Consider the following 21,438-nt stretch of genomic DNA (forward strand, 5'->3'; position numbering starts at 1 on the left):
CGGCCATGGACCAGCTGCTGTTCGGCGACAACCAGTTCTTCGGCGTGAACCACATGTCCGAGGAGAAGGCCCGCGCGCAGGAGATCAAGTTCCAGGACCTCTCCGCGATCATGGGCGTCCTCGACGCCGCGTTCGACGAGGGCGTCACCACGTTCATGTGCACCACGCACGACCGGGTCGCCCAGATCGCGGACCTGGTCCGCGCCGACCCCGCGCGCGCCGCGGCCTCGACCTTCTACCCCTGCATGCCGTACGCCCACAAGTACGCCAACGCGATGGCCGAGGACGGGATGCTCGGCGCCGTGCGGCGGTTCCTGCCCGACGGCGGCTTCCTCGACTCGGCGATGCGGGGCGGCAGGGCCCTGGCCCGCAAGGACGTCGAGGGGCTCATCACGCTGCTGGTCGACGCGGAGATGACGATGTTCCGCGGGCTGTCGACGCCGGTGATCTTCCTGCAGAACGTCGTGGTCGACCTGCTGCTGGGCCTCGGCTTCGACGACGCCTTCGCGATCTTCGCCAACCACGTGCGCAAGCAGTACGACGCGGAGCCGGGCTTCATCACGATGAACCTGCCGATGCTGCTCGACGCCCTCGAGCGCGTCGGCGTGGACAACCCGATCGTCTGCTCGAGCATCAACAAGCTCGGCTTCCGGATGTCGGGCGGCATCGCGGAGTACGAGCGCGTGCTCAAGGAGAAGACGTTCCGGCCGGTCGCCATGTCGGTGCTCGCGTCCGGGGCCATCCCGCCGCGCGAGGCGCTCGAGTGGGTCTGCGGGCTGCCGAACGTCGAGTCGATCGTGTTCGGTGCGTCGAGCCGGGCGAACATCCGCTCCACGCGCCAGATCGTCGACGAGCTCTGGGCCGACCGGGACTGACGTGCGCGTCCTCGTCGACGGCTACTGGTGGGCCGCCGGGCCCATCTCCAACCGGCAGGTCCAGCGGGAGATCATCCGGCACTGGGTGGACCTGTTCGACGACGAGCTGACGATGGTGGTGCCGCACAAGGTCCTCGGCGACGTCGAGGCCCCGGCCGGGGTGACCTGCGTGGGGACCCGGCTGTGGCCGCACGGTGTCGCGTCGGTGGTCGACTACCCGCGGATCGCCCGCCGCGTGGGCGCGGACGTCGCGGTGGTGCACAACTTCACGCCCTGGACGGGCCGTAGCGCGGTGTTCGTGCACGACGTCATGTTCCAGACCAACCCGGAGTGGTTCACGCTGCCCGAGCGCGCCTACCTGCAGCTCGTGCCGTGGACGCTGCGCCGGGCCGACGTCGTCGCGACGAGCTCGCACCACGAGGCCGAGCGCATCGCGCAGCACAACCGGGGCATCGCCCCCGTGGTCCCCATCGGGCTCGCCGTCGGGACGGAGCTGGCCTCGGCCACCCCGACGCGCCCGACCGGCGTGGCCGACGGCGAGTTCGTGCTCAGCGTCGGCCGGCTCAACGTGCGCAAGAACCTCGGCCGCCTGTTCACGGCCGCCGCACGGTCCGGGGCGATCACGCCGGCGCGCCCGCTGCTGGTGGTCGGGGAGCCGGAGGGCGCCCGCGCCGACCTCGGTCCGGACGTGCGCGACGCGGTGACGTCGGGTGCTATCCGCTTCCTCGGCCGGGTCGACGACGGCGAGCTCGCCTGGTTGTACACGAACGCGTCCCTGTTCGTGTACGTGTCGCTCGACGAGGGCTTCGGCCTGCCGCCGGTGGAGGCTCTCGCGTTCGGCTGCCCCGTGCTCGTGGCCGACATCCCGGTGATGCGGGAGAACCTCGGCGCGAGCGCGGCCTACGTCGATCCGCTCGACGTCGACGCCATCGCGGCCGCGCTGCAGGCGCCGCCCGTGGCCCCCGCGTTCGTCGCGCCCGACTGGGCGGACGTCACGCGCCGGCTGCGCGACGCCGTCGTGTCAGCCCTTGCTCCGCAGCTCGCCTGACCAGCGCCGCAGGCCGACCACCAGGAACACCACGTTGGCCAGCAGGAACAGCGTGTAGAACGGCGCGAACACCGCCGGCAGGCCGACCAGCAGGAACGCGACGCAGAGCAGGCCGTAGTCGTTGGGCAGGGTCATCAGCGACGCCATGACGGGCGCCTTGGCGGCGATCGCCTCGGCCGACGTCGACGTGGGCTTGCCGCCGTAGAGCCGGCGCAGCTGGTCGGTCAGCGTCATGGCGAAGAAGAAGACCGTCGACACGATCGCGAACAGCAGCGGGACCAGCAGGAGCGTGTCGCCCTCCCACGAGAACACCCGCTCGCCGTCGAACCGGAACCAGGCGACCAGCACGGCCAGGTGCACGGAGACGTTCTTGGCCGAGTCGACGACGTGGTCGAGCCACTCGCCGCGAGGTGAGCCGCCGCCGCGGAGCCGGGCGAGCTGCCCGTCCGCCGAGTCGAACGCGTACCCCAGGACGAGCGCGAACGACACGACGACCCCGACCCAGAGGGCGGGCGGGGCGGCGACCAGGAACGCCAGACCGACCAGCGTCAGGCACGCGCTGATGCCCGTGACCTGGTCCGGGGTCATCCCGCGCAGGTACGCGGCGGCGGCGATCCGCCGGCCCACGGGGCGGTTGACCCAGCGCGAGTAGGCGGGCGCGTTGCGCGACGCCTTCTGCGCGGCGGCGAGCCGGGCCACGATCTCCCGGTAGGTCGGCCGTGCTGCCGTCATCTGATCGACCTCGTCCATCGGGCTCCCTGTCATGGCACCGCCGTGATCCTGTAGCTGTCGAAGCGTGCCACGACCGGCGCGTTGGACGCCGACGAGGACAGGATGGCAGCCAGGCCGGTGTAGCCGGCAGCCTGCAGCCCGGCCGTCGCGTCCGTCGCCTGCACCAGCCACGCGCCGGGCTCGGCCTGCGCGGCGTCCCACACCTTGGCGCGCAGCGTCGTGGGCGAGGTGCCCACCACCTCGAACGCAGCGGCCAAGGTCGTGCCCGTGGTGTACGAGACGCCCGTGGCCGTGACCGAGCTGGAGACGGCCGTCTCCGCCCCGGCGGCGTCGGTGCGGTACAGCCGGGCCGAGACCCCGCCGCCCGAGGAGAGCGCGATCTTCAGCCGGTACTCCCCCGCGCCGTCGACCAGCCGGCCGCGCACGAGCACCCAGCCGCCCGAGCCGGCGGGCCGCTTGTCCAGCGAGAACGTGAGCTGCTCACGCAGCGACGTGGCGCTCGCGCCGGGCAGGGTCGCGCTGATGACGCTCCCGGCCGCGGCCAGGCTCATCGCTCCTGTCCCCGCACCGACCGAGGTCGACGCGCCGGTCGCCCAGGCTCCGCCCGAGTCGGCCGTGCCCCACCCGCTCGCCACGGTCCGCTCGAAGCCGTCGGAGGCCAGGACGACAGGGCCCGGCGGGGCGACCACGGAGACGTTGACGGTCTCGGTGTCCACGCCGCCGCGGTTGTCGGTCACGGTGAGCGTGATCGGGTAGGTGCCGGTGGCCCCGTACTGGTGGGTCGCCGTCACGCCGGTCGCCGTGCCGCCGTCGCCGAACGCCCACTGGTAGGAGCTGATCGTGCCGTCGGGGTCGTGCGAGCCGGCGCCGGACACCTGGACCGTGGGCGAGGGCGGTCCGGTCACCGCGATCGCCGCCGTGGGCTGCTGGTTCGGCCCGGTCACCGCCGCGTTCGCCGTCGCCGACGACGTCGCGCCGTCGTCGTCCCGCACCGTCACGGTGACCGGGTACGTCCCCGCCGCCGCGTACGGGTGGGTCGTGGTCGGTGTCGTCGTGGTCGACGTCTGCCCGTCACCCCAGGCCCAGTCGTACCGGACGATCGTGCCGTCGGCGTCGGTCGAGGTGGACGCGTCGGCCGAGGCCGACAGCGACCCGCCCGCCACCGACAGCCGCGCGACCGGCGCGACGTTCGTCGCGGTGCCCGTGGTGCCGATGCTCCGGTGCCGCTGGACGTCAGCCTGGTCGAGCTGGCGACCGTAGACCGCGACCTCGTCGATGCTGCCGACGAAGCCCGTGCCTGCCGCACCGGGCCAGCCGGAGAGGTTGTCGCCGCCGATCCGCCAGTACCCGCTGAGGATCTGGCCGAACGTCACGTCCGGGTTCGTCGCCACCAGCGCCCCGTCCACGGACAGCTCCATGCCGCGTGGGCCGGCGCTCGCCACCACCTGGTGCCAGGCACCGTCGTTGTAGGCCGCCGGCGACGTGATCACGCGCCGTGCGTTGGGGTTGACCCCGAAGCTCAGGCGTCCGTCCGCGCGCATGTAGACGTGCCGGTCGGCGGAGCTGCTGTTCCCCGTGCCCGAGGTGGTGCCGAAGCCGACGATCTTGCCGCCGGCGCTCGACGTCGTCCGGAACCAGGCCTCGACGGTGAAGTTCCACGGCGCGGAGACCTTCTGGGTGCTGTAGACGCGCGCCGTGCTGGACCCGCTGAACGTCATCGAGCCGTTCGGGTCGCCCGCGATGGCCCCGGGCTGGTTGCGAGTGACCCCGCTGCTGCCCACCGTCGCGCTGCCGTAGGACGTCCAGTCGGGTGCGGTGCCGCTGGCCTCACCGAGCCGCCAGTAGCCGGCCGGGTTGTCGCCGAGCACGGCCGTCGCGTACGCACCGAGCGTCGCGGCCGTGGAGCCTGGCGTGGTCGCGCTCACCGAGGGCGACGTCACCACGGTGCCGCCCGAGTCCACGGCCTGGACGCGGTAGCTGTACGACGTGCCGTTGGCCAGCCCGGTGTCGGTGAACGAGAACCGGGGCAGGTCCCAGAACCGCGAGCCGCGGGTCACCTGGTACACGGGCGTCGTCGAGCTGCCGCGCAGCACCCGGTAGGTGAGCACGTCGTCGTCGCGGTCCCAGTTGGCGGGCCAGGAGACCTGGACGGTCCCCCGCGCGCGAGCGGCCGCGGTCGGCTGCAGCGCCGAGCCCGTGAGCACCGGCCCCTGCTTGTGGGGCGAGACGTCGGCGGTCGCGAAGCGGACGATGCCCTGCTGGTTCACGCCGTTGACCTGCAGGAACTCTCCCCCGTACACGACGTACTTCCCGCTGCCGGTCACGTTCCACGTGGCCTGGCCCGTGCCGGTGTAGGTGCCGGGCTTGAACACCGGCCAGAACGTCCGCTGCGACGTCGCGGGCAGCCCGTCGAGGTTCTTGTAGACGCCCTGCACGTTCGGCTGGATCTTGCCGGCGGGGGTCTTCGAGAAGGCGACGCCGTACTGGTGCCGCCGCGGGGTGATCTCCGGGTAGCCGCCGAAGTTCGAGCACATGTGCGGGTGGCCGGCGATGTAGACGTGGTCCTTGCCGGGGTTCGGGTACACCGAGTAGGTGTCGCCGTGGCAGTCCTCGACCCAGGCGAGGTCCGCCGTGACGGCGTCCGCGGCGAACATGCCCTCGAGGTTGGTGTCGCTCTGGTCGTCCGTCAGCAGGCCGAAGCTGGTGCCGTAGACCAGGGTGCCGTCGGTCGCCAGGCTGAGGATGCCCGCCGAGTACCCCCACGCGTAGATCTCGGGGTTGACCGTCCAGGCGGTCGTCGCGCCGTTCGACGTGGCCGCCGCGCCGATCCCCTGCCGGGCGACCCCGTTGATCTTGTCGAACCGACCGCCGATGTAGAGCTGGCTGCCGTTCGGGCTCAGGGCGATCGCGTCCACCTGCCGGGGCTGGACCGAGACGCGCCACGTGGTGATGGCCCCCGTCGCCGCGTTGAACGCCGCCACGCGGGGCCGGTCCTGGCCGGCGACGGTGTTGAAGTTGCCGCCGACGTACACGGTCGAGGCGTTCGCGACGATCGAGCGCACGGCGGCGTTCGCCCCGCCGCTGAACGCGGTGACCAGCGCACCGGTGCTCGCCGAGACCGCGGCGAACCGGTTGCGCGCCGCGCCGTTCACGCGCGTGAAGTCCCCGCCGACGTAGATGCGCGTGCCGTCCGGGGACGCCGCGATCGCATAGGCGGGCGCGTCCAGCGTCGGCGCCCACGTCGTGATGAGCACGCCGGTGGTGAGGTTGTACGCCAGCAGGTTGGCGCGAGGCGTCGTCGAGACCCCCGCGGCCGCACCCGCCGGCCGGGCGGTGGAGAAGTCACCGGCCACGTAGACCGTGGTGCCGACGACCACCTGCGACCACACCACGCCGTTGATCTGCACGGTCGGCAGCGGGTCCGCGGTCACGGTCGGGTCCGGCACCCCACCGGCAGCCGTCGCTACGGTCGGCGCCGTCACCAGGCCGACCACGACGAGGGCCGCCGCGGCGACGATCCCGGCGGCGCGACGCCACCCCACCCGCTGTGGAGACCGCATGGTTCCCCCCTTCGTCACGGCGCGGCGGTGCGCGCCGTGACGCCCTGGAGCGTCACGGCAACGCCGTGACCCTGTAGTTGTCGATGCGTGCCACGACGGGCGCGTTGGTCGCCGTGGACGACAGGATCAGCGCGAGGCCCGTGTGGCCCGGGACCTGCAGGCCGGCCGTGGAGTCGGTCGCCTGCACCAGCCAGGCGGCCGGCTCGGCCGAGGCCGCGTTCCACACCTTGACCCGCACGGTCGTCGGCGAGGTGCCCACCACCTCGAGCGCGGTGGCCAGCACCGTGCCCGTGTTGTAGGACACGCCCGTCGCCGTGACCGAGCTGGAGATCGCCGTCTCCGCGCCGGCCGCGTCCGTCCGGTAGAGCCGCGCCGAGACGCCGCCGCCGGACGACAGGGCGATCTTGACGCGGTAGTCGCCGACGCCGTCGACGATGCGCCCGCGGCCCAGCAGCCACCCGCCGGAGCCGGCCGGCCGCTTGTCCAGCGAGAACGTCAGCTGCTCGCGCATCGACGTGCTCGTGACGCCCGGCAGGCGGGCACTGACCACGCCGCTCGCCGCGGCGGCCCGCAGGGACCCGGCGCCCGTGCCGACGCTCGTGGCGCCGGCCGTCGTGGTCCAGGCGCCGCCGGAGTCGGCCGTGCCCCACCCGTCGGCGAGCGTGCGCTCGAACGTGTCCGCCGCGAGGACCACCGGACCGGCCGGCGCCACGACGTCGACGTTCACCGTGTCCGTGTCCGTGCCGCCGCGGTTGTCCGTGACGGTGAGCGTGATCGGGTAGGTGCCCGTGGCGAGGTACTGGTGGTTCGCCGTCGGGCCGGTGGCCGTGCCGCCGTCACCGAAGGTCCACGCGTACGAGCTGATGGTCCCGTCGGAGTCCGTCGAGCCCGTGCCCGACACCTGGACCGCGAGAGCGGGCGGGCCGGTCACGGTGGCCACCGCGTTGGGCGGCACGTTGGCCGGGGTCACGACGGCCGAGCCGGACGCCGACGCGGTCGCGCCGCCGTCGTCCGTCACGGTGACCGAGACCGGGTAGGTGCCGGCGGAGGCGTACGGGTGCGTCGTCGTCGGCGTGGCCGTCGTCGTGGTGTGGCCGTCGCCCCAGCTCCAGTTGTACTGGACGATCGAGCCGTCGAGGTCGGCCGATCCCGACGCGTCCGCGGACGCCGTCAGCTCGCCGCCGGTGACCGTGAGCGCCGCGGTCGGCTGGAGGTTCGTCGCCGATCCCGTGGTGCCGAGGCTGAGGTGGCGCACGACGTCGAGCTGGTCGAGCTGCCGTCCGTACACCGAGACCTCGTCGACGCTGCCGACGAAGGTCGTGCCGGCCGCGTTCGGCCAGCCGGCCAGGCTGTCGCCGCCGATCCGCCAGTAGCCGTTGGCCGGCTGCGAGAACGTCACGTCGGGGTCCGTGGCGACGAGCGCCCCGTCCACGTACATCTCCATGCCCCGCGCCCCGACGCTGGCGACGACCTGGTGCCAGGCGTCGTCGTTGTAGGCGCCGGGCGACGTGATGGTGCGGATGGCGTTGGGGAAGACGCCGAAGGTCAGCTTCCCGTCGGCTCCCATGTAGACGTGGCGGCTCACCGTGCCGCTGTCGGCCGTGCCGGAGGTCGAGCCGAAGCCGACGATCTTGCCGCCAGCTGTCGACGCGGTCTTGAACCAGGCCTCGACCGAGAACCGGATCGGGCCGGCGACGCGGCGGGTGCTGTAGACCCGCGACGCACCGTCCCCGGTGAACGTCATCGCCTCGTTGGTGTCACCGAAGAGGGCGCCGGCCTGACCGCGCTGCACGCCGCTGCCCACCGTCGCCGGGGCGTAGGACGTCCAGTCCTGGGCGCTCCCGCCGGTCTCACTCAGCCGCCAGTAGCCCGCGGCACCGTCGTTCAGCACCCTCGTCGCGTACGCGCCGAGCGTCGCCGCCGAGGCACCCGCGGTCGTCACCGTGACCGAGGGCGAGGTGACGGAGTTGCCGCCCGAGTCGATCGCCACGACCCGGTACGTGTAGGACGTGCTGTTGGCCAGGCCCGTGTCGGTGAAGGAGAACCGCGGCAGGTCCCAGAACCGCGAGTCGCGGTCGACCTGGTAGACCACGGAGCTCCCGCGGAGCACCTGGTACGTCAGCGTGGTGTCGTCACGGTCCCAGTTGGCCGGCCACGACACCTGGACGGTGCCGCGGGCGTTCGAGGCCGCGGTCGGCTGCAGCGCGTTGCCGGAGAGCGACGGGCCCACGTCGTCGGGCGCGACGTCGGGCGTCGCGAAGCGCACGAGGCCCTGCTGCCCGATGTTGTTCACGCGCAGGAACTCGCCGCCGTACACGACGTACTTCCCGCTGCCCGTCACGTTCCACGTGGCCTGGTTGAGCCCCGTGAACGTGCCCGTGGTGAAGGTGGGGAAGAAGGTCCGCAGCTCGGTGGCCGGGATGCCCTCGAGCGAGTAGTAGCCGGCCTGGGAGTTCGGCTGGATCTTGCCGACGGCCGTCTTGGCGAACGAGGTCCCGTACTGGTGGCGGCGCGGGTTGATCTCCGGGTAGCCGCCGAAGTTGCCGCAGTTGTGCGGGTGACCGGCCAGGTAGACGTGGTCCTTGCCGGGGTTGGCGTACACGGAGTACGAGTCGCCGTGGCAGTCGTCGACCCAGGCGAGGTCCGCGGTCACGGGGTCCGCCGCGAACATGCCCTCGAGGTTGCCCTCGCTGAACTCGTCGGCGATCAGGCCGAACCCGGTGCCGTAGACCAGGGCGCCGTCCGTGGCCAGCGACGTGATGCCGGCCGAGTACCCGTAGACGAAGACCTCGGGGTTCACGGTCCACGGGGTCGTCGCGCCGTTCGACGTGGCCGCCGCGCCGATGCCCTGCCGCGCGACCCCGTTGATCTGGTCGAACCGGCCGCCGATGTACAGCTGCGACCCGTTGGGCGCCAGCGCGATCGCGTCGACCTGCCGGGGCTGGACGGACACGCGCCAGGTGGTGAGCGCGCCGTTCGCGGCGTTGAACTGCGCGACGCGCGGCCGCGACTGGCCGGCGACGGTGTTGAAGTTGCCGGCGATGTAGACCATCGAGCTGGTCGCCACGATCGAGCGGACGGCCGCGTTGGCACCCCCGGTCCACGACGTGATCAGCGCGCCGGTGGCCGCGTTCAGGACGGCGAAGCGGTTGCGGGCCACGTTGTTGATCCGCGTGAAGTCGCCCCCGACATAGATCCGCGTCCCGTCGGGGGACGCGGCGATGGCGTACGCGGGGCCGTCCAGCGTCGGCGCCCACGTGGTGATCAGCTCACCGGTGGTGAGGTTGTACGCGAGCAGGTTGGCGCGCGGCGTCGTCGAGACACCGTCGGCGGCTCCCGCGGGACGCGCGGTGCTGAACTCGCCCGCCACGTACACGGTGTTGCCGACGACCACCTGCGACCACGCGACGCCGTTGATCTGCACGGTCGGCAGCGGGTCCGCCGTCACCGTCGGGTCCTGGGCGACCGGGCCGGCAGCCATCGCCGCGGTCGGCACCGTCACCAGCCCGACCACCACGAGGGCCGCGGACGCGGCGATCCCGACGGCTCGACGCCACGACAGCCGCTGTGCTGCTCGCATCGGTCTCTCCCCTGTCTGGCGGCGCGCTCCCGCGCGCCGCCGTCGGATCACTGGACGGTGGTCACGCTGTAGTTGTCGAACCGCACCGTGACCGGCACGTTCGTCGCGGTGCTGGACAGGATCGCGGCGAGCCCGGTGTACCCGGGGACCTGCAGCGCGGCCGTGGTGTCCGTGACGGACGTGAGCCACGCGGTCGGCTCCGTGCCGGTCGCCAGCCAGACCTTGGCCCGCACGGTGGTCGGGTTGGTCCCCACCACCTCGAGCGCCGCCGTGAGCTGCGTGCCCGTGTTGTAGGTGACGCCGGTCGCGGTCACGGAGGTGCCGATGGCCGTCTCCGTGCCCGCCGCGTTGGTGCGGTACAGCCGTGCCGAGACGCCGCCGCCCGAGGACAGGGCGATCTTGACGCGGTAGTCACCGACGCCGTCGATCACGCGGCCACGCAGCAGCACCCAGCCGCCGGACCCGGCCACCCGCTTGTCCAGGGAGAACGTGACCGTCTGGCGGTGCGACGAGCTCGACACACCGGGCAGCCGTGCGCTCGCCGTGCCGCCGGCCGCGGCCAGGGCCATGAGGCCCGTGCCGCCGGCGACGCTGGTCGCGCTGGCCGTCGAGACCCAGTCGCCGCCCTTGTCCGCCGTGCCGAACGCACCGGAGACGGTCCGCTCGAACGTGTCGGTCGCCAGCGGCGGGGGCGCCGGCGGCAGGTGCACCGTCGGTGCGTCGCCGGGAGCGCCGCCCCAGAAGGCCAGCGACGCCGCGCCGACGTCGGTGTTGTCGAGGTACGCGCCGCGCACCGGGTCGGAGCCCGTGGCCTTGGCGGCCAGCGACGCCGAGCCGACGCCCATCGCGTAGAACGGCACCAGCTGGTTGGAGTGGTTGACCGTGTTCCACTGGACCGCCGGCAGGGTGCCCGCGGTGCCGACGATCGGGTTGCGGACCGGGTTGGACCCCGGACCCCACAGGTACCCGGTCTCGTGGTCGGCGGTGACGATCACCAGCGTCTCGTCCCAGCTCGAGTTCGCCTCGACCCAGTCGACGACGGCCTGGACCGCGTCGTTGAAGTCGACCTGCTCCTCGACCACGCCGGCCGTGTTGTTGGCGTGCGCCGCGGTGTCGATGGCGCCGCCCTCGATCATCGCGAAGAACCCGTCGGGGTCGGCGTTGTTCAGCACGTTGAGCGCGGCCTTGCTCATCGTCGCCAGGCTCGGCACGTCGGCGTTGCGCGGCGCGCTGAACGGCACGCCCGCGGGGTCGAGCGCCGAGCGCCCGGCCTGCAGCGTGGAGAACGCGTGCGGTACCCCGAAGACGTGGTCCGGCGTGGCGCCCGTCGCCAGGGCGTCGAACTGCGCCGCCGTGTCGACGAACGTGTACGGCGTCTGCCCCGTCGTGATCTTGTTCCACGTCGGCTGGCTGATGTACGTGTAGTCCGGCGTGGCCCGCAGCGTCGCGTTGTTGTCGTACAGCGGGCTGCCGGCGCCGAAGATCACGTTGGCGTTGGACGCCACCATCTCGTCGGCGATCTGCGTGTAGTTGTCGCGGTCCTCGTCGTGGGCGAGGTAGCCGGCCGGGGTCGCGTCCGACAGGTACTTCGTCGTCACCACGCCCGTCGCCTTGCCGACGTCCTGGGCGAGCTCCGCGATGCTGCGGATGTCCCTGCCGGTGGCGTCCCGCCCGATGACCGCGTTGTTGGTCTTCAGGCCGGACGACAGCGCCGTGGCCGAGGCCGCGGAGTCCGTCGTGCCGCTCAGGGGCTGCGTGAACGACGACCAGGCGCCGCTCGGGCTGTAGGAGCCGCCCGCCGGGAAGTTCGACATCGCCGACTGCACCGAGAAGTACTGGTACGGCTGCGTGGCGCCCTGGCCGCCGATCTTGGTCAGGTTCGGGCCGTTGGTGATCTTCTGCTGGTACAGCGTCTTGCCGGACTGGAACACGCTGCCCAGGTCGACGGTGTTGAAGCCCATGCCGTCACCGATGAGCGTGATGATGTTCTTCGGCGTGCCGTTCTGCACGGGGGGCAGCGTCGCGGCCGGGTCGTCCGGCGGGATCTGCGTCTCGGGCGGGGCGGCCGTGCCCACGGACAGCACCGAGTAGTCGTCGGTGCGGAACGTGATCGGCACGTTGGTCGCGGAGCTGGACAGCAGGTACGCCAGGCCGGTGTGCCCGGCCTCCTGCAGCCCGGCCGTCGAGTCCGTCGTCGTGAGCTGCCAGTCGGTCGGCTCCGTGCCGATCCAGATCTTGGCGCTCAGGCTCGTCGGCGTGCCGCCGCTGACCTTGAGCGCGGTCTTGATGACGGAGCCCGCCGAGTAGGTGAAGCCGGTCAGCGTGGTCGCCGCGGTGAGCACGGTCTCCGTGCCGGCCGCGTTGGTCCGCACGAACTGGCCCGTGGCCGTCCCGTTGGACTTCAGGTTCACCTTGAGCCGGTACTCGCCCGCGGGCGTGATCCGTCCGCGGGACAGGATCCAGGCACCCGAGCCGGCGGGCCGCTTGTCGACGGTCGTCGAGAAGCGGGTGACCAGGTCGGTACCGGTGACGGCCGTGAGGCGCGCGCTGAACGACCCGCTGGCGGCGGCGATGGCCGACACGCCCTGCGTGCCGTTCACCGAGCCCGCACCGGACGTGGCCGTCCAGGCGCCACCCGAGTCCGCCGTGCCCCAGCCCGGCGAGAGCGTCCGCGTGAACGTGTCGTTCGCGATGAGGACGTCGACCACCGGCGCGATGATCGTCAGCGGCGCCGTCGTCGTGGTGGCCACGCCGTCGTCGTCGGTGACCGTCAACGAGACCGTGTAGATCCCGCTGCCGCCGTAGGCGTGCGAGACGGTCGCGCCCGTGCCGCTGGTGCCGTCACCGAAGTTCCACTGGTAGGAGACGATCGTGCCGTCCGGGTCGCTCGAGCCCGTGCCGACCAGCAGCCCCGTCAGCCCGGTCGAGCTGGACGTGATCACCGGCGTCGGGCCGACGTTCGGGTTGGCCACGATGACCTGGTGGACCAGCGACGAGGTGCCGCCGTCGTCGTCGGTGATGGTCAGCGTGACGTTGTAGGTCCCGCCGGTGGCGTAGGTGTGCGCCGACGTGATGCCGGTGCTCGTCCCGCCGTCGCCCCAGTTCCAGGCGTACGACGCGATGGTCCCGTCGAGGTCGTTGGAGGCCGTCGCGTCCGAGGTCGCGGCCAGCTCTCCGCCCGTGACCTGGAACTTCGCGATGGGCGGCAGGTTGGGGACGACGCCGGTGGCGCCGAGCCCGCGGTGCCGGACCACGTCGACCAGGTCGAGCTGGCGGCCGTAGACCGAGACGTCGTCGATGGTCCCCGTGAACGAGGTGGCACCCGCGTTGGGCCAGCTGCCGAGGCTGTCCCCGCCGATCCGCCAGTAGCCGTCGTAGGCCTGCGCGAACGTGACGTTCGGGTCGGTGGCGACGAGCGAGCCGTCGACGTACAGCTCCATGCCGCGGTCGCCGACGCTCGCCATGACCTGGTGCCAGGCTCCGTCGTTGTACGCCGCAGGAGAGCTGATGACGCGCACCGCGTTCGGGTAGACCCCGAAGTTCAGCCTCCCGTCCGTGCCCATGTACACGTGGCGGTCGTAGCTGCCGCTGTCGCCGGTGCCCGACGTCGAGCCGAACCCGACGATCTTGCCGCCGGCCGTCGAGGTGGTCTTGAACCACGCCTCGACCGTGAAGTGCATCGGACCGGGCACCTTGACCTGGCTGAAGGCCCGCGAGCTCGACGTACCGGTGAAGCTCATCGCGCGGTTGGTGTCGCCGAAGATGGCGCCGGTCTGGTTGCGGCTCACCCCGTTGCCGAGGCTCACGCTGCTGTAGGCGGCCCAGTCCAGGGCTGCGCCGCTGGTCTCGCCCAGGCGCCAGAAGCCGGACGGGTTGTCGGCCAGCACGGCCGCCGTGTAGGCGCCCATGCTCCCCGCGAACGAGTTGGTCGTCGTGATGGTCACGTTCGGCGACGTCACCGAGTTGCCGGCCGAGTCGACGGTCACCACCTTGTACGTGTACGAGGTGCTGTTGGCGAGGCCGGAGTCGGTGAAGGACAGCCGGGACATGTCCCAGAACCGCGACGGGCGCGTCGTCGAGTAGACCGGGTTGGCTCCGTTGTTGCGGAACACCTGGTAGGTCAGCTCTCCGTTGTCCTTGTCCCAGTTGGCCGGCCACGAGACCTGCACCGTGCCCGTGGTGCGCGCGGCCGCCGTCGGCTGGAGCGCCGAGCCGCTGAGCTGGGGGCCCACCTTGTCGGGGGCGATGTCGGGCGTCGCGAACCGCACGAGGCCCTGCTGTGCCACACCGTTGACGGTGAGGAACTCGCCGCCGTACACGACGTACTTGCCGCCGCCGTTGACGCTCCAGGTGGCCTGACCGAGCCCGGTGAAGGTGCCCGCCGTGAACGTGGGCCAGAAGGTCCGCTGCTCCGGGGCCGGGAAGCCCTGCATGTCGTAGTAGCCGCCCTGCGAGTTCGGCTGGATCTGGCCGACCGCGGTCTTCGTGTACGCCACGGCGTACTGGTGCCGCCGCGGGTTGATCTCGGGGTACCCGCCGAAGTTCGAGCACATGTGCGGGTGACCGGCGATGTACAGGTGGTCCTTGCCGGGGTTCGCGTACACCGAGTACGTGTCGCCGTGGCAGTCCTCGAGCCAGGCGACGTCGGCCGTCACCGGGTCCGCCGCGAACATGCCTTCGAGGTTGGTGTTGCTCTCGGGGTCGGTGAGGAACCCGAAGCCGGTGCCGTAGATGAGGTTGCCGTCGGTGGCCAGGCTCATGATCCCGGCGGAGTAGCCGTAGGCGAAGATCTCGGGGTTCACGGTCCACGACGAGATGACGCCGTTGGACGTCGACACCGCGCCGATGCCCTGCCGCGCGACGCCGTTGATCATGTCGAAGCGTCCGCCGATGTACAGGGTCGAGCCGTCCGGGCTGAGCAGGATGGAGTCGACCTGGCGGGGCTGGACCGACACGCGCCACGTCTTCAGCGCCGCCGTGGTGGCGTCGAACGCCGCGACGCGGGGCCGCGACTGGCCGGCGACGGTGTTGAAGTTGCCGGCGATGTAGACGGTGGTCGCCGTGGCCACGATCCCGCGCACGGCTGCGTTCGCGCCGCCGGTGAAGGCCGTCACGACCGCGCCCGTCGTCGCGTTCAGCACCGCGAAGCGGTTGCGCGCCGAGGTGTTGACCTGCGTGAAGTCACCGCCGACGTAGATCCGCGTCCCGTCGGGGGACGCGGCGATCGAGTACGCGGGCCCGTTGACCGTGGGGGCCCAGGTGGTGTTGAGCTCACCGGTGGTGAGGTCGTAAGCCAGGAGGTTCGACCGCGGCGTGGTGTTGCTGCCGACCGGCGAGCCGGCGGGTCGTGCCGTGGTGAACTCGCCCGCGACGTACACGGTGTTCCCGACGACGATCTGCGCCCAGGCGACCCCGTCGATCTGCACCGTGGGCAGCGCGTCGGCGGTCACCGTGGGGTCGACCGAGCCGGTCCCCGAGGGCAGCGGGTCGTCGGCCCAGGCCGGTGCACCCAGCCCGAACAGGAGAAGAGCGGTGGAGACCGCCGCTGCGACGAACGCACGCACCGAGCGCGTGACGTGGCGGGAGTGCGACATCGAGGGGCTCCTCACGGGGTGACATCACCCTGGAACGACGCCGCGGGGACCGCGGCATCGTGGCTGACCGTGACCTTGACCGGGCCCCCCTCGGCAGGTTCACGGAAGACATAGGTCGCGTCGGCGGCCTCACCCGGAGCGAGGACGCCCGAGTAGCCCTTCTCGTGCGGGTCGCTGGCCAGCTCCACGCTCGGCACGCCCGACGGCGAGTAGACGTTGACGACGACGAAGTTCAGGTCGAGCGGTGCGCCGGTGTCGTTGCGGATCGTCATCGCGACCGCGAGCGCGGGACCGCTGCGCTCGCCGATCGCGCGACCGACGCCGTCGATCTTCGTGATCGACGTCAGGCTGACCACGGCTTTGTCGCCCGGGTCGGCCGGCTGGTCGAGCGCGACGGGCGGTGCCTCGGAGTAGTCCTCGACGTGCACCACGTCGTCGGCCGGGTCGGTCCCCTCCACGGGCCCGGTCGTCGGCGCCTCTGCCGACGGCGCGGCCGCCGCGTCGGTCGGCTCGGCCGACGGCGCGGACTGCGTCACCGAGGCGCCCGGAGTCGGATCGGCCGCGGCGGGACCGGTGCTGTCGCCGCGGGTCGCGGACACGCCCCAGGCGATGCCACCGAGCAGCACGACGGCTGCTGCCGAGCCTGCCACCCACTGGAGCGTTCGCCGTTGCATGGTGCACACCCGATCCGGAAGGGCCCCCTCGGACAGGGGGCTCATCCGGCGAGAATACGAGCCAAATCTGGACAGACCACCATATTCCCGCACAGTTCACCCGGCTCGAACGGGTGATCTCGTTCAGCGCAGCGCGCAGACCGCCAGGACCCCCGCGCGGAGCACAGATGCGCAGGTCAGAGCGATCGCAGCGCCGGTGATACCGCCCATGACTGCGCCCAGCGGAACCGCCAGGACGGTGACCACGGCGGACACCACGCCGACCACCGCGACCAGGTGCTCGCGTGACTGGCCCTGCAGCAGCGCGGCGAGCACGGCGGCCACCGCGAAGAACGGCAGCCCGGCCAGCGTCCAGGCGAGGACGGGGCCGCTGCCGGCGTAGGTGGGCCCCATCAGGAACACGACGATCTGCTCCGCGAAGACCATGAACGGGACGGCGAGCAGCCCGCCGGCGAGCAGCGCGGCGATCAGGCGTGCCCCGAGGCGGCGCGCGGCCGGGGGTTCGAGCCGGGCCGACCGGGGCGCCACGACCGCGGCCAGCGACTGCGGGATCAGGAGCAGCGGCTGCACCAGCTTCACCGCGGCGGCGTACAGACCCGCCGCCGCGGGGGTCAGCGTCGCCGCCACCAGGGGCACGTCGAGCGTGCGGGCCTGGCCGGCGACGTTGGCGACGAGGAACGGCCAGCCCCGGCGTGCGAGGTCGCGGGTGGGCACCGCCGCAGCGCTGCCCGGCAGGTCGCGCACGTGGAGGCGGATCTGCACCTGGGCGGCCAGGGCACCGACCAGCAGCCCGATCGTGTAGGCCAGCACCGCGTCCACGCCCGTCAGCAGGCCGACCACCAGCACCACCAGGCTGACCGACCGGCGCAGCACCATGGAGATCGCCGCCGTCCGCGAGTCGCCGTCGGCGATGGGCACGCCCAGCACGGTGTCGACGTTGCGCTCGAGCCCCAGCGACACGCAGATCAGCGCCACGGCGAGGGGGGCGTGGTGCTCGACGGCCCACCAGCCGGTGACGAGCAGGAGCACCGGCGTGGTCACCGCGGTGCTGACCCAGTTCAGCCGGAGGCCGGCCTGCACGTCGTCGTCGGCACCCTGCGCGCGCGCCCGCGGCACGAACGTCGCCATGCCGAACCCGGTGACGACGAGCAGGAACCCGACGAGCGCGATCACGGAGGTGACGGCGCCGAACGCGGCCGCCGGCACCGACCGGGCCAGCAGGATCAGGGCGAGCGCCTGCAGCCCGCTGCCGAGTCCCCGGGAGACGAGGATGCCGAGGAACTGGGTCCTCACGCGGCGGCACCCGGGCGCGACGACGGCGCCGGGAGGGGCCGGAGGCGCGACATGGCCGCGAAACTAGCACCCGCTCGCACCATCGACCCCGGGAACCCGGGGCACGTAGCCTCGACCGCGTGGCCAGCCTCTCCTTCACCGACGTCGCCGTCTCGGCGCGCGGCGTGCTGGCCGGGCTGGCCGACCGCACGGTCCCGGTCGTCGTCACCGGGCTGACCGCCGCGCTGGTTCTCGGCGGCTGGGTGCTCGGCCTGCCGCCGCTGATCCTGGTGGGCTTCGCGACGATCCCGCTGATCATCGTCTTCGGGTACCGCGTGTCCCTGGTCGCCCTCGGCGTGCTGCTCGTGGTGCGCGCGGTCATCGACGGGGCCGGCGGCGCCACCGCGACGGCCGGGATCGCGGCGGCGGTCATCGGCCTGTCGGTCCTGGTGCTGGTGCGGTCGCCCAGCTGGCCCGCCCGGGTGCTCGTGATCGCGGTCGCCCTCTTCGCCTCGGCCGCCGGGGGCGCCGCGATCTACGGCGCGGCCGAGACCTACGGCGAGGCGGTGCGCGTCCTGTCGCTCGTCGCCGTCGCGGTGATCACCATCAACGCGCCCGGCACGCTCACGCTCGGCCGCATCACGGGGCTGGTGCAGGCCGTCGGCACCCTGCCCGCCCTCTACGCGCTCGTGCAGCTGGCCACCGGTTCGGGCACCTACAGCGAGGGCGTCCTCCGGTCGACGGGCACGCTGGCGCAGGCCAACTCCGCCGCGGTGCTGTTCGCGCTGTGCAACATCGTCACGTTCTCGCGGCTGCTGTCGGGCACGGGAAAGCGCTGGGTGAACCTCGGCTTCATGGCCCTGTTCCTGCTCGCCCAGCTGTCGACCGTGAGCATCGGCGGGTTCGCCACGGTCATCGCGATGGTGCTGGTGTACATGATCGTCGAGGCCGGCCGGCGGTTCCACCGGATCGCGCTCGGGCTGCTCGCGCTGGCCGTGGCCGTCGTCATGGCCCTGAACTCCAAGGCGGGCGCCGAGCGCCTCACCGAGTACACGAGCGGCGGCAGCGTGGACGACACCTCGCTCGGGTGGCGGTTCCAGGCGTGGGAGAAGGTGCTGATCGTCTGGCGCGAGCACCCCGTGCTGGGCAACGGGCTCGGCGCCACCACCAGCGGCATCATCCTGCACACCATCCCGCACAACGAGTACGTCCGTCTCCTTGCGGAGGTCGGCCTGGTCGGGTTCACCGCCACCGTCCTGCTGGTCGTCTGGTTCGCCGTGGCCACCATCCGGCGGCTGCGCGCGGGAGCCCCTCGCGCGGTCTGCGCCCTCGCGCTGGCCGTCCTGGCCGGCGCGGTGGTCAACGGCCTGGCCGCCAACACGATCCTCTACACCGTCTCGTTCATGACCACCGTGTTCATCCTGTCCGGGTGCTGGCGGATCATCCGGGACGGCCCTCCGCCGGACCCGGTCCCGGCGCCCTCGACGACCCTCCAGGAGGTCCGCCAGTGACAGTTCGTGTGCTCGAGGTGCTGGAACGACCGGACGGGACCACCCGCTACGCGGACCAGATGGTCGAGCACCTTCCCGACGACGTCGCGATCAGCTGGTTCACGTGGCGGCGCGCGCTGACCGAGCGGGTCGACGTGCTGCACGTGCACTGGCCGGAGTGGCTCGTCCGCACGCGCCCGTCCACGCTCCCGCGCCGGGTCGCCACCCGCGCGGCGTTCGTCGCGCTCATGGTGCGGCTCCGGCTCACGCGTACGGCGATCGTCCGCACGGAGCACAACCCGGAGCCGCACGAGCCCGGCGGCCGCACGGAGCGCGCGCTGCTGCGCTGGCTCGAGCGCCGGACGACCCTGCGCGTGCACCTCAACCCCGTGCCCGTCGGACCGCACGACGTCGTGATCCCGCTCGGCCACTACCGCGCCCAGTTCGACGGCTACCCCGTCTCGGCCCGCGTGCCCGGCCTCCTCGTGTACTTCGGCAAGATCCGCGACTACAAGGGCGTCGACCTGCTCCTCGACGCCTTCGTCGACGCCCGGCCGGACCTGACCCTGCGCGTCGTCGGCAAGCCGCAGACCCCGCCGTGGCGCGCGCTCGTCGAGGAGGCTGCCGCGAAGGACCCCCGGATCGGCTACGTGCTCGACTTCATCGCCGACGACGCCCTCGTCGCCGAGGTCACCGCGGGCGAGCTGGCCGTCCTGCCCTACCGCGACCTGCACAACTCCGCGGTCGTCCTGGTGGCGCTGTCGCTGGACACCCCCGTCCTCGTGCCGTCGACCCCGGTGACCCGCGGGCTGGCCGACGAGGTCGGGCCCGGCTGGGTGCACTTCTTCGAGGGGACCCTGGACACCGACGACATCCACCGGGCGGTCGACGAGCTGCGCGCCGCCCCGCCCAGCGGCCCCCCGCGCCTGGACGCCCGCGGCTGGGACGTCATCGGGGCGTCGTACGCCCGCGCGTTCGAGGCCGCGGCGCGGTCGGCGCACCCGTCGGGGTCACCCACGAATCACCCGGAGCCCGTCGAGATCGCTCGGTAGAGTGGGCGGACGTCACGGGGGGACTCCGCCGCGCGGGAAGCACCGCTGACGACGTCGAGGGATCCGAGGGACCACTGTGGAGCTTCGCCAGCTGATCGCGCTCATGCGGCGCCACTGGGTGAGTGTCGTGGTGCTCACGGTCCTCGGCGCGGTGGCCGGCCTGGGTCTCTCGCTCGCGACCCCCAAGGAGTACAGCGCGCAGAACCAGGTGCTGATCACCGTCCAGCTGGGTGACTCGATCGGCGACCTCACGCAGGGGACGACCTACGCCGAACGGGTGGTCGCCACGTACTCCAAGGTGGCCCGGTCTCCCGTCGTGCTCGACCCGGTGGTCGAGGAGCTGGGTCTGCCGGGCAGCGGCCGGACCCTGCGCGGTGCCGTCCAGGTGAGCACCGACCCGGCCGCGCCGATCATCACCATCACCGCGACGTGGGGCAGCGCGAACAGCGCCGCCGACATCGCGAACTCCGTCGCGAAGCACCTCGCGCTCACGGTGCAGGACCTGTCGCCCACCGCGGCCGACGGCTCGCCCACGGTGCTGGTCAACTCGATCGACCCGGCCACGCCACCCAGCCGCCCGTCGGTCCCGCACACGCGGCAGAACATCGTCCTCGGTGCCCTGCTCGGCCTCCTGCTCGGCCTCGGCTGGGCCGCCCTGCGCACCACGCTCGACGTCAAGGTCCGCACCGAGGCCGACGTGACGGCGCTGGTCCCCGTCCCGGTGCTGGCCACGGTCGCGGTCGACCCGCAGGCCTCCAGCCGCTCTCCCGTGATCATCGCCCCCGCGTACGGCACGCGCTCGGAGGAGTACCGGCGGCTGCGCACCAACCTGCAGTTCGTCAACGTCGCCCAGCGACCGCGCTCGATCGTGATGACGTCCTCGCGCAGCGGCGAGGGCAAGTCCGTGACCGTGGCCAACCTGGCGGTCAGCCTCGCCAGCGCGGGCGCCCGTGTCTGCCTGGTCGACGCCGACCTGCGTCGTCCGTCCGTCGCCAAGTACCTCGGGCTGGAGGGTGCCGTCGGGCTGACCACCATCCTCATCGGCCGGGTGTCGCTCGACGACGCCCTGCAGCCCTACGGGGACGAGAACCTGCAGGTCCTGGCCGCGGGCCAGATCCCGCCGAACCCCAGCGAGCTGCTGGGCTCCGACGCCATGGTGTCCCTGCTGGGCGAGCTCAAGAAGCGGTTCGACATGGTGCTGGTCGACACGGCGCCGCTGCTCCCGGTCACCGACGCCGCGATCCTGTCCACCTCCGTGGACGGCGTGCTCGTCGTGGCCGGCGGCGGCATCGTCACCCGCGAGCAGCTCAAGCAGTCGATCTCGATGCTCGACGCCGTCGACGCCCACATCCTCGGCATCGTGCTCAACCGCACCAAGCGCGCCGCGTCCGGCATGGACACCTACACCTACCGGTCGGAGGCGCGGCACGGCGCGCTCGAGGTCGCCTCGGCGGCGGAGCGCCAGGCCGTCGCCGGCGGCGCCGAGCCCGAGGCCGCGGCGGTTGCCGACGAGCCCGCGTCCGGGGCAGTGCCGACCGTGGAGGAGCCGCCGGCACTCCCG

The 21,438-nt window shown here is 72.4% G+C and carries 11 protein-coding genes; 5 read left to right on the top strand and 6 right to left on the bottom strand.

The window, feature by feature from the left end:
- Positions 1-5: 5 nt before the first annotated feature.
- Positions 6-875, top strand: a complete 870-nt coding sequence (locus AC1DT4_RS09285) for a hypothetical protein (RefSeq protein ID WP_477089495.1) — start codon at positions 6-8, stop codon at positions 873-875.
- Between the two features lies 1 nt (position 876).
- Positions 877-1,923, top strand: a complete 1,047-nt coding sequence (locus tag AC1DT4_RS09290) for a glycosyltransferase family 4 protein (protein ID WP_477089496.1) — start codon at positions 877-879, stop codon at positions 1,921-1,923.
- On the opposite strand, the gene AC1DT4_RS09295 is transcribed toward AC1DT4_RS09290, so the two are convergent.
- The 6 genes from AC1DT4_RS09295 to AC1DT4_RS09320 form a co-directional block, all read right to left on the bottom strand.
- A complete protein-coding gene (locus tag AC1DT4_RS09295) occupies positions 1,897-2,673 on the bottom strand; it encodes a CDP-alcohol phosphatidyltransferase family protein (RefSeq protein WP_477089497.1) in 777 nt (258 codons plus the stop codon). The genes AC1DT4_RS09290 and AC1DT4_RS09295 overlap by 27 nt on opposite strands.
- 11 nt (positions 2,674-2,684) lie before the next feature.
- Entirely contained in the window at positions 2,685-6,215 is a 3,531-nt protein-coding gene (locus tag AC1DT4_RS09300; protein ID WP_477089498.1) for a PKD domain-containing protein, read from the bottom strand.
- Between the two features lie 52 nt (positions 6,216-6,267).
- Positions 6,268-9,795, bottom strand: a complete 3,528-nt coding sequence (locus AC1DT4_RS09305) for a PKD domain-containing protein (protein ID WP_477089499.1) — start codon at positions 9,793-9,795, stop codon at positions 6,268-6,270.
- Positions 9,796-9,842: 47 nt separating this feature from the next.
- Positions 9,843-15,389, bottom strand: a complete 5,547-nt coding sequence (locus AC1DT4_RS09310; protein ID WP_477089500.1) for an alkaline phosphatase — start codon at positions 15,387-15,389, stop codon at positions 9,843-9,845.
- Between the two features lie 11 nt (positions 15,390-15,400).
- A complete protein-coding gene (locus AC1DT4_RS09315) occupies positions 15,401-16,063 on the bottom strand; it encodes a hypothetical protein (RefSeq protein WP_477089501.1) in 663 nt (220 codons plus the stop codon).
- 123 nt (positions 16,064-16,186) lie between these two features.
- Positions 16,187-17,356 carry a lipopolysaccharide biosynthesis protein gene (locus AC1DT4_RS09320; protein ID WP_477089502.1) on the bottom strand — a complete coding sequence of 390 codons (1,170 nt, stop codon included), beginning with the start codon at positions 17,354-17,356 and terminating at the stop codon, positions 16,187-16,189.
- A 119-nt stretch (positions 17,357-17,475) separates the two neighbouring features.
- Between AC1DT4_RS09320 and AC1DT4_RS09325 the strand changes: the two genes are divergently transcribed.
- The 3 genes from AC1DT4_RS09325 to AC1DT4_RS09335 all read left to right on the top strand — a co-directional run.
- On the top strand, positions 17,476-18,846 hold the full coding sequence (locus AC1DT4_RS09325) for an O-antigen ligase family protein (RefSeq protein ID WP_477089503.1): 1,371 nt from the start codon (positions 17,476-17,478) through the stop codon (positions 18,844-18,846).
- A complete protein-coding gene (locus AC1DT4_RS09330) occupies positions 18,843-19,877 on the top strand; it encodes a glycosyltransferase (protein ID WP_477089504.1) in 1,035 nt (344 codons plus the stop codon). Before AC1DT4_RS09325 ends, AC1DT4_RS09330 begins: the two co-directional genes overlap by 4 nt.
- Positions 19,878-19,953: 76 nt before the next feature.
- The coding region (locus tag AC1DT4_RS09335; protein ID WP_477089505.1) for a tyrosine-protein kinase domain-containing protein at positions 19,954-21,438 on the top strand (1,485 nt) is incomplete at its 3' end.

Source organism: Cellulomonas sp. P4_D11 (assembly GCF_056401915.1).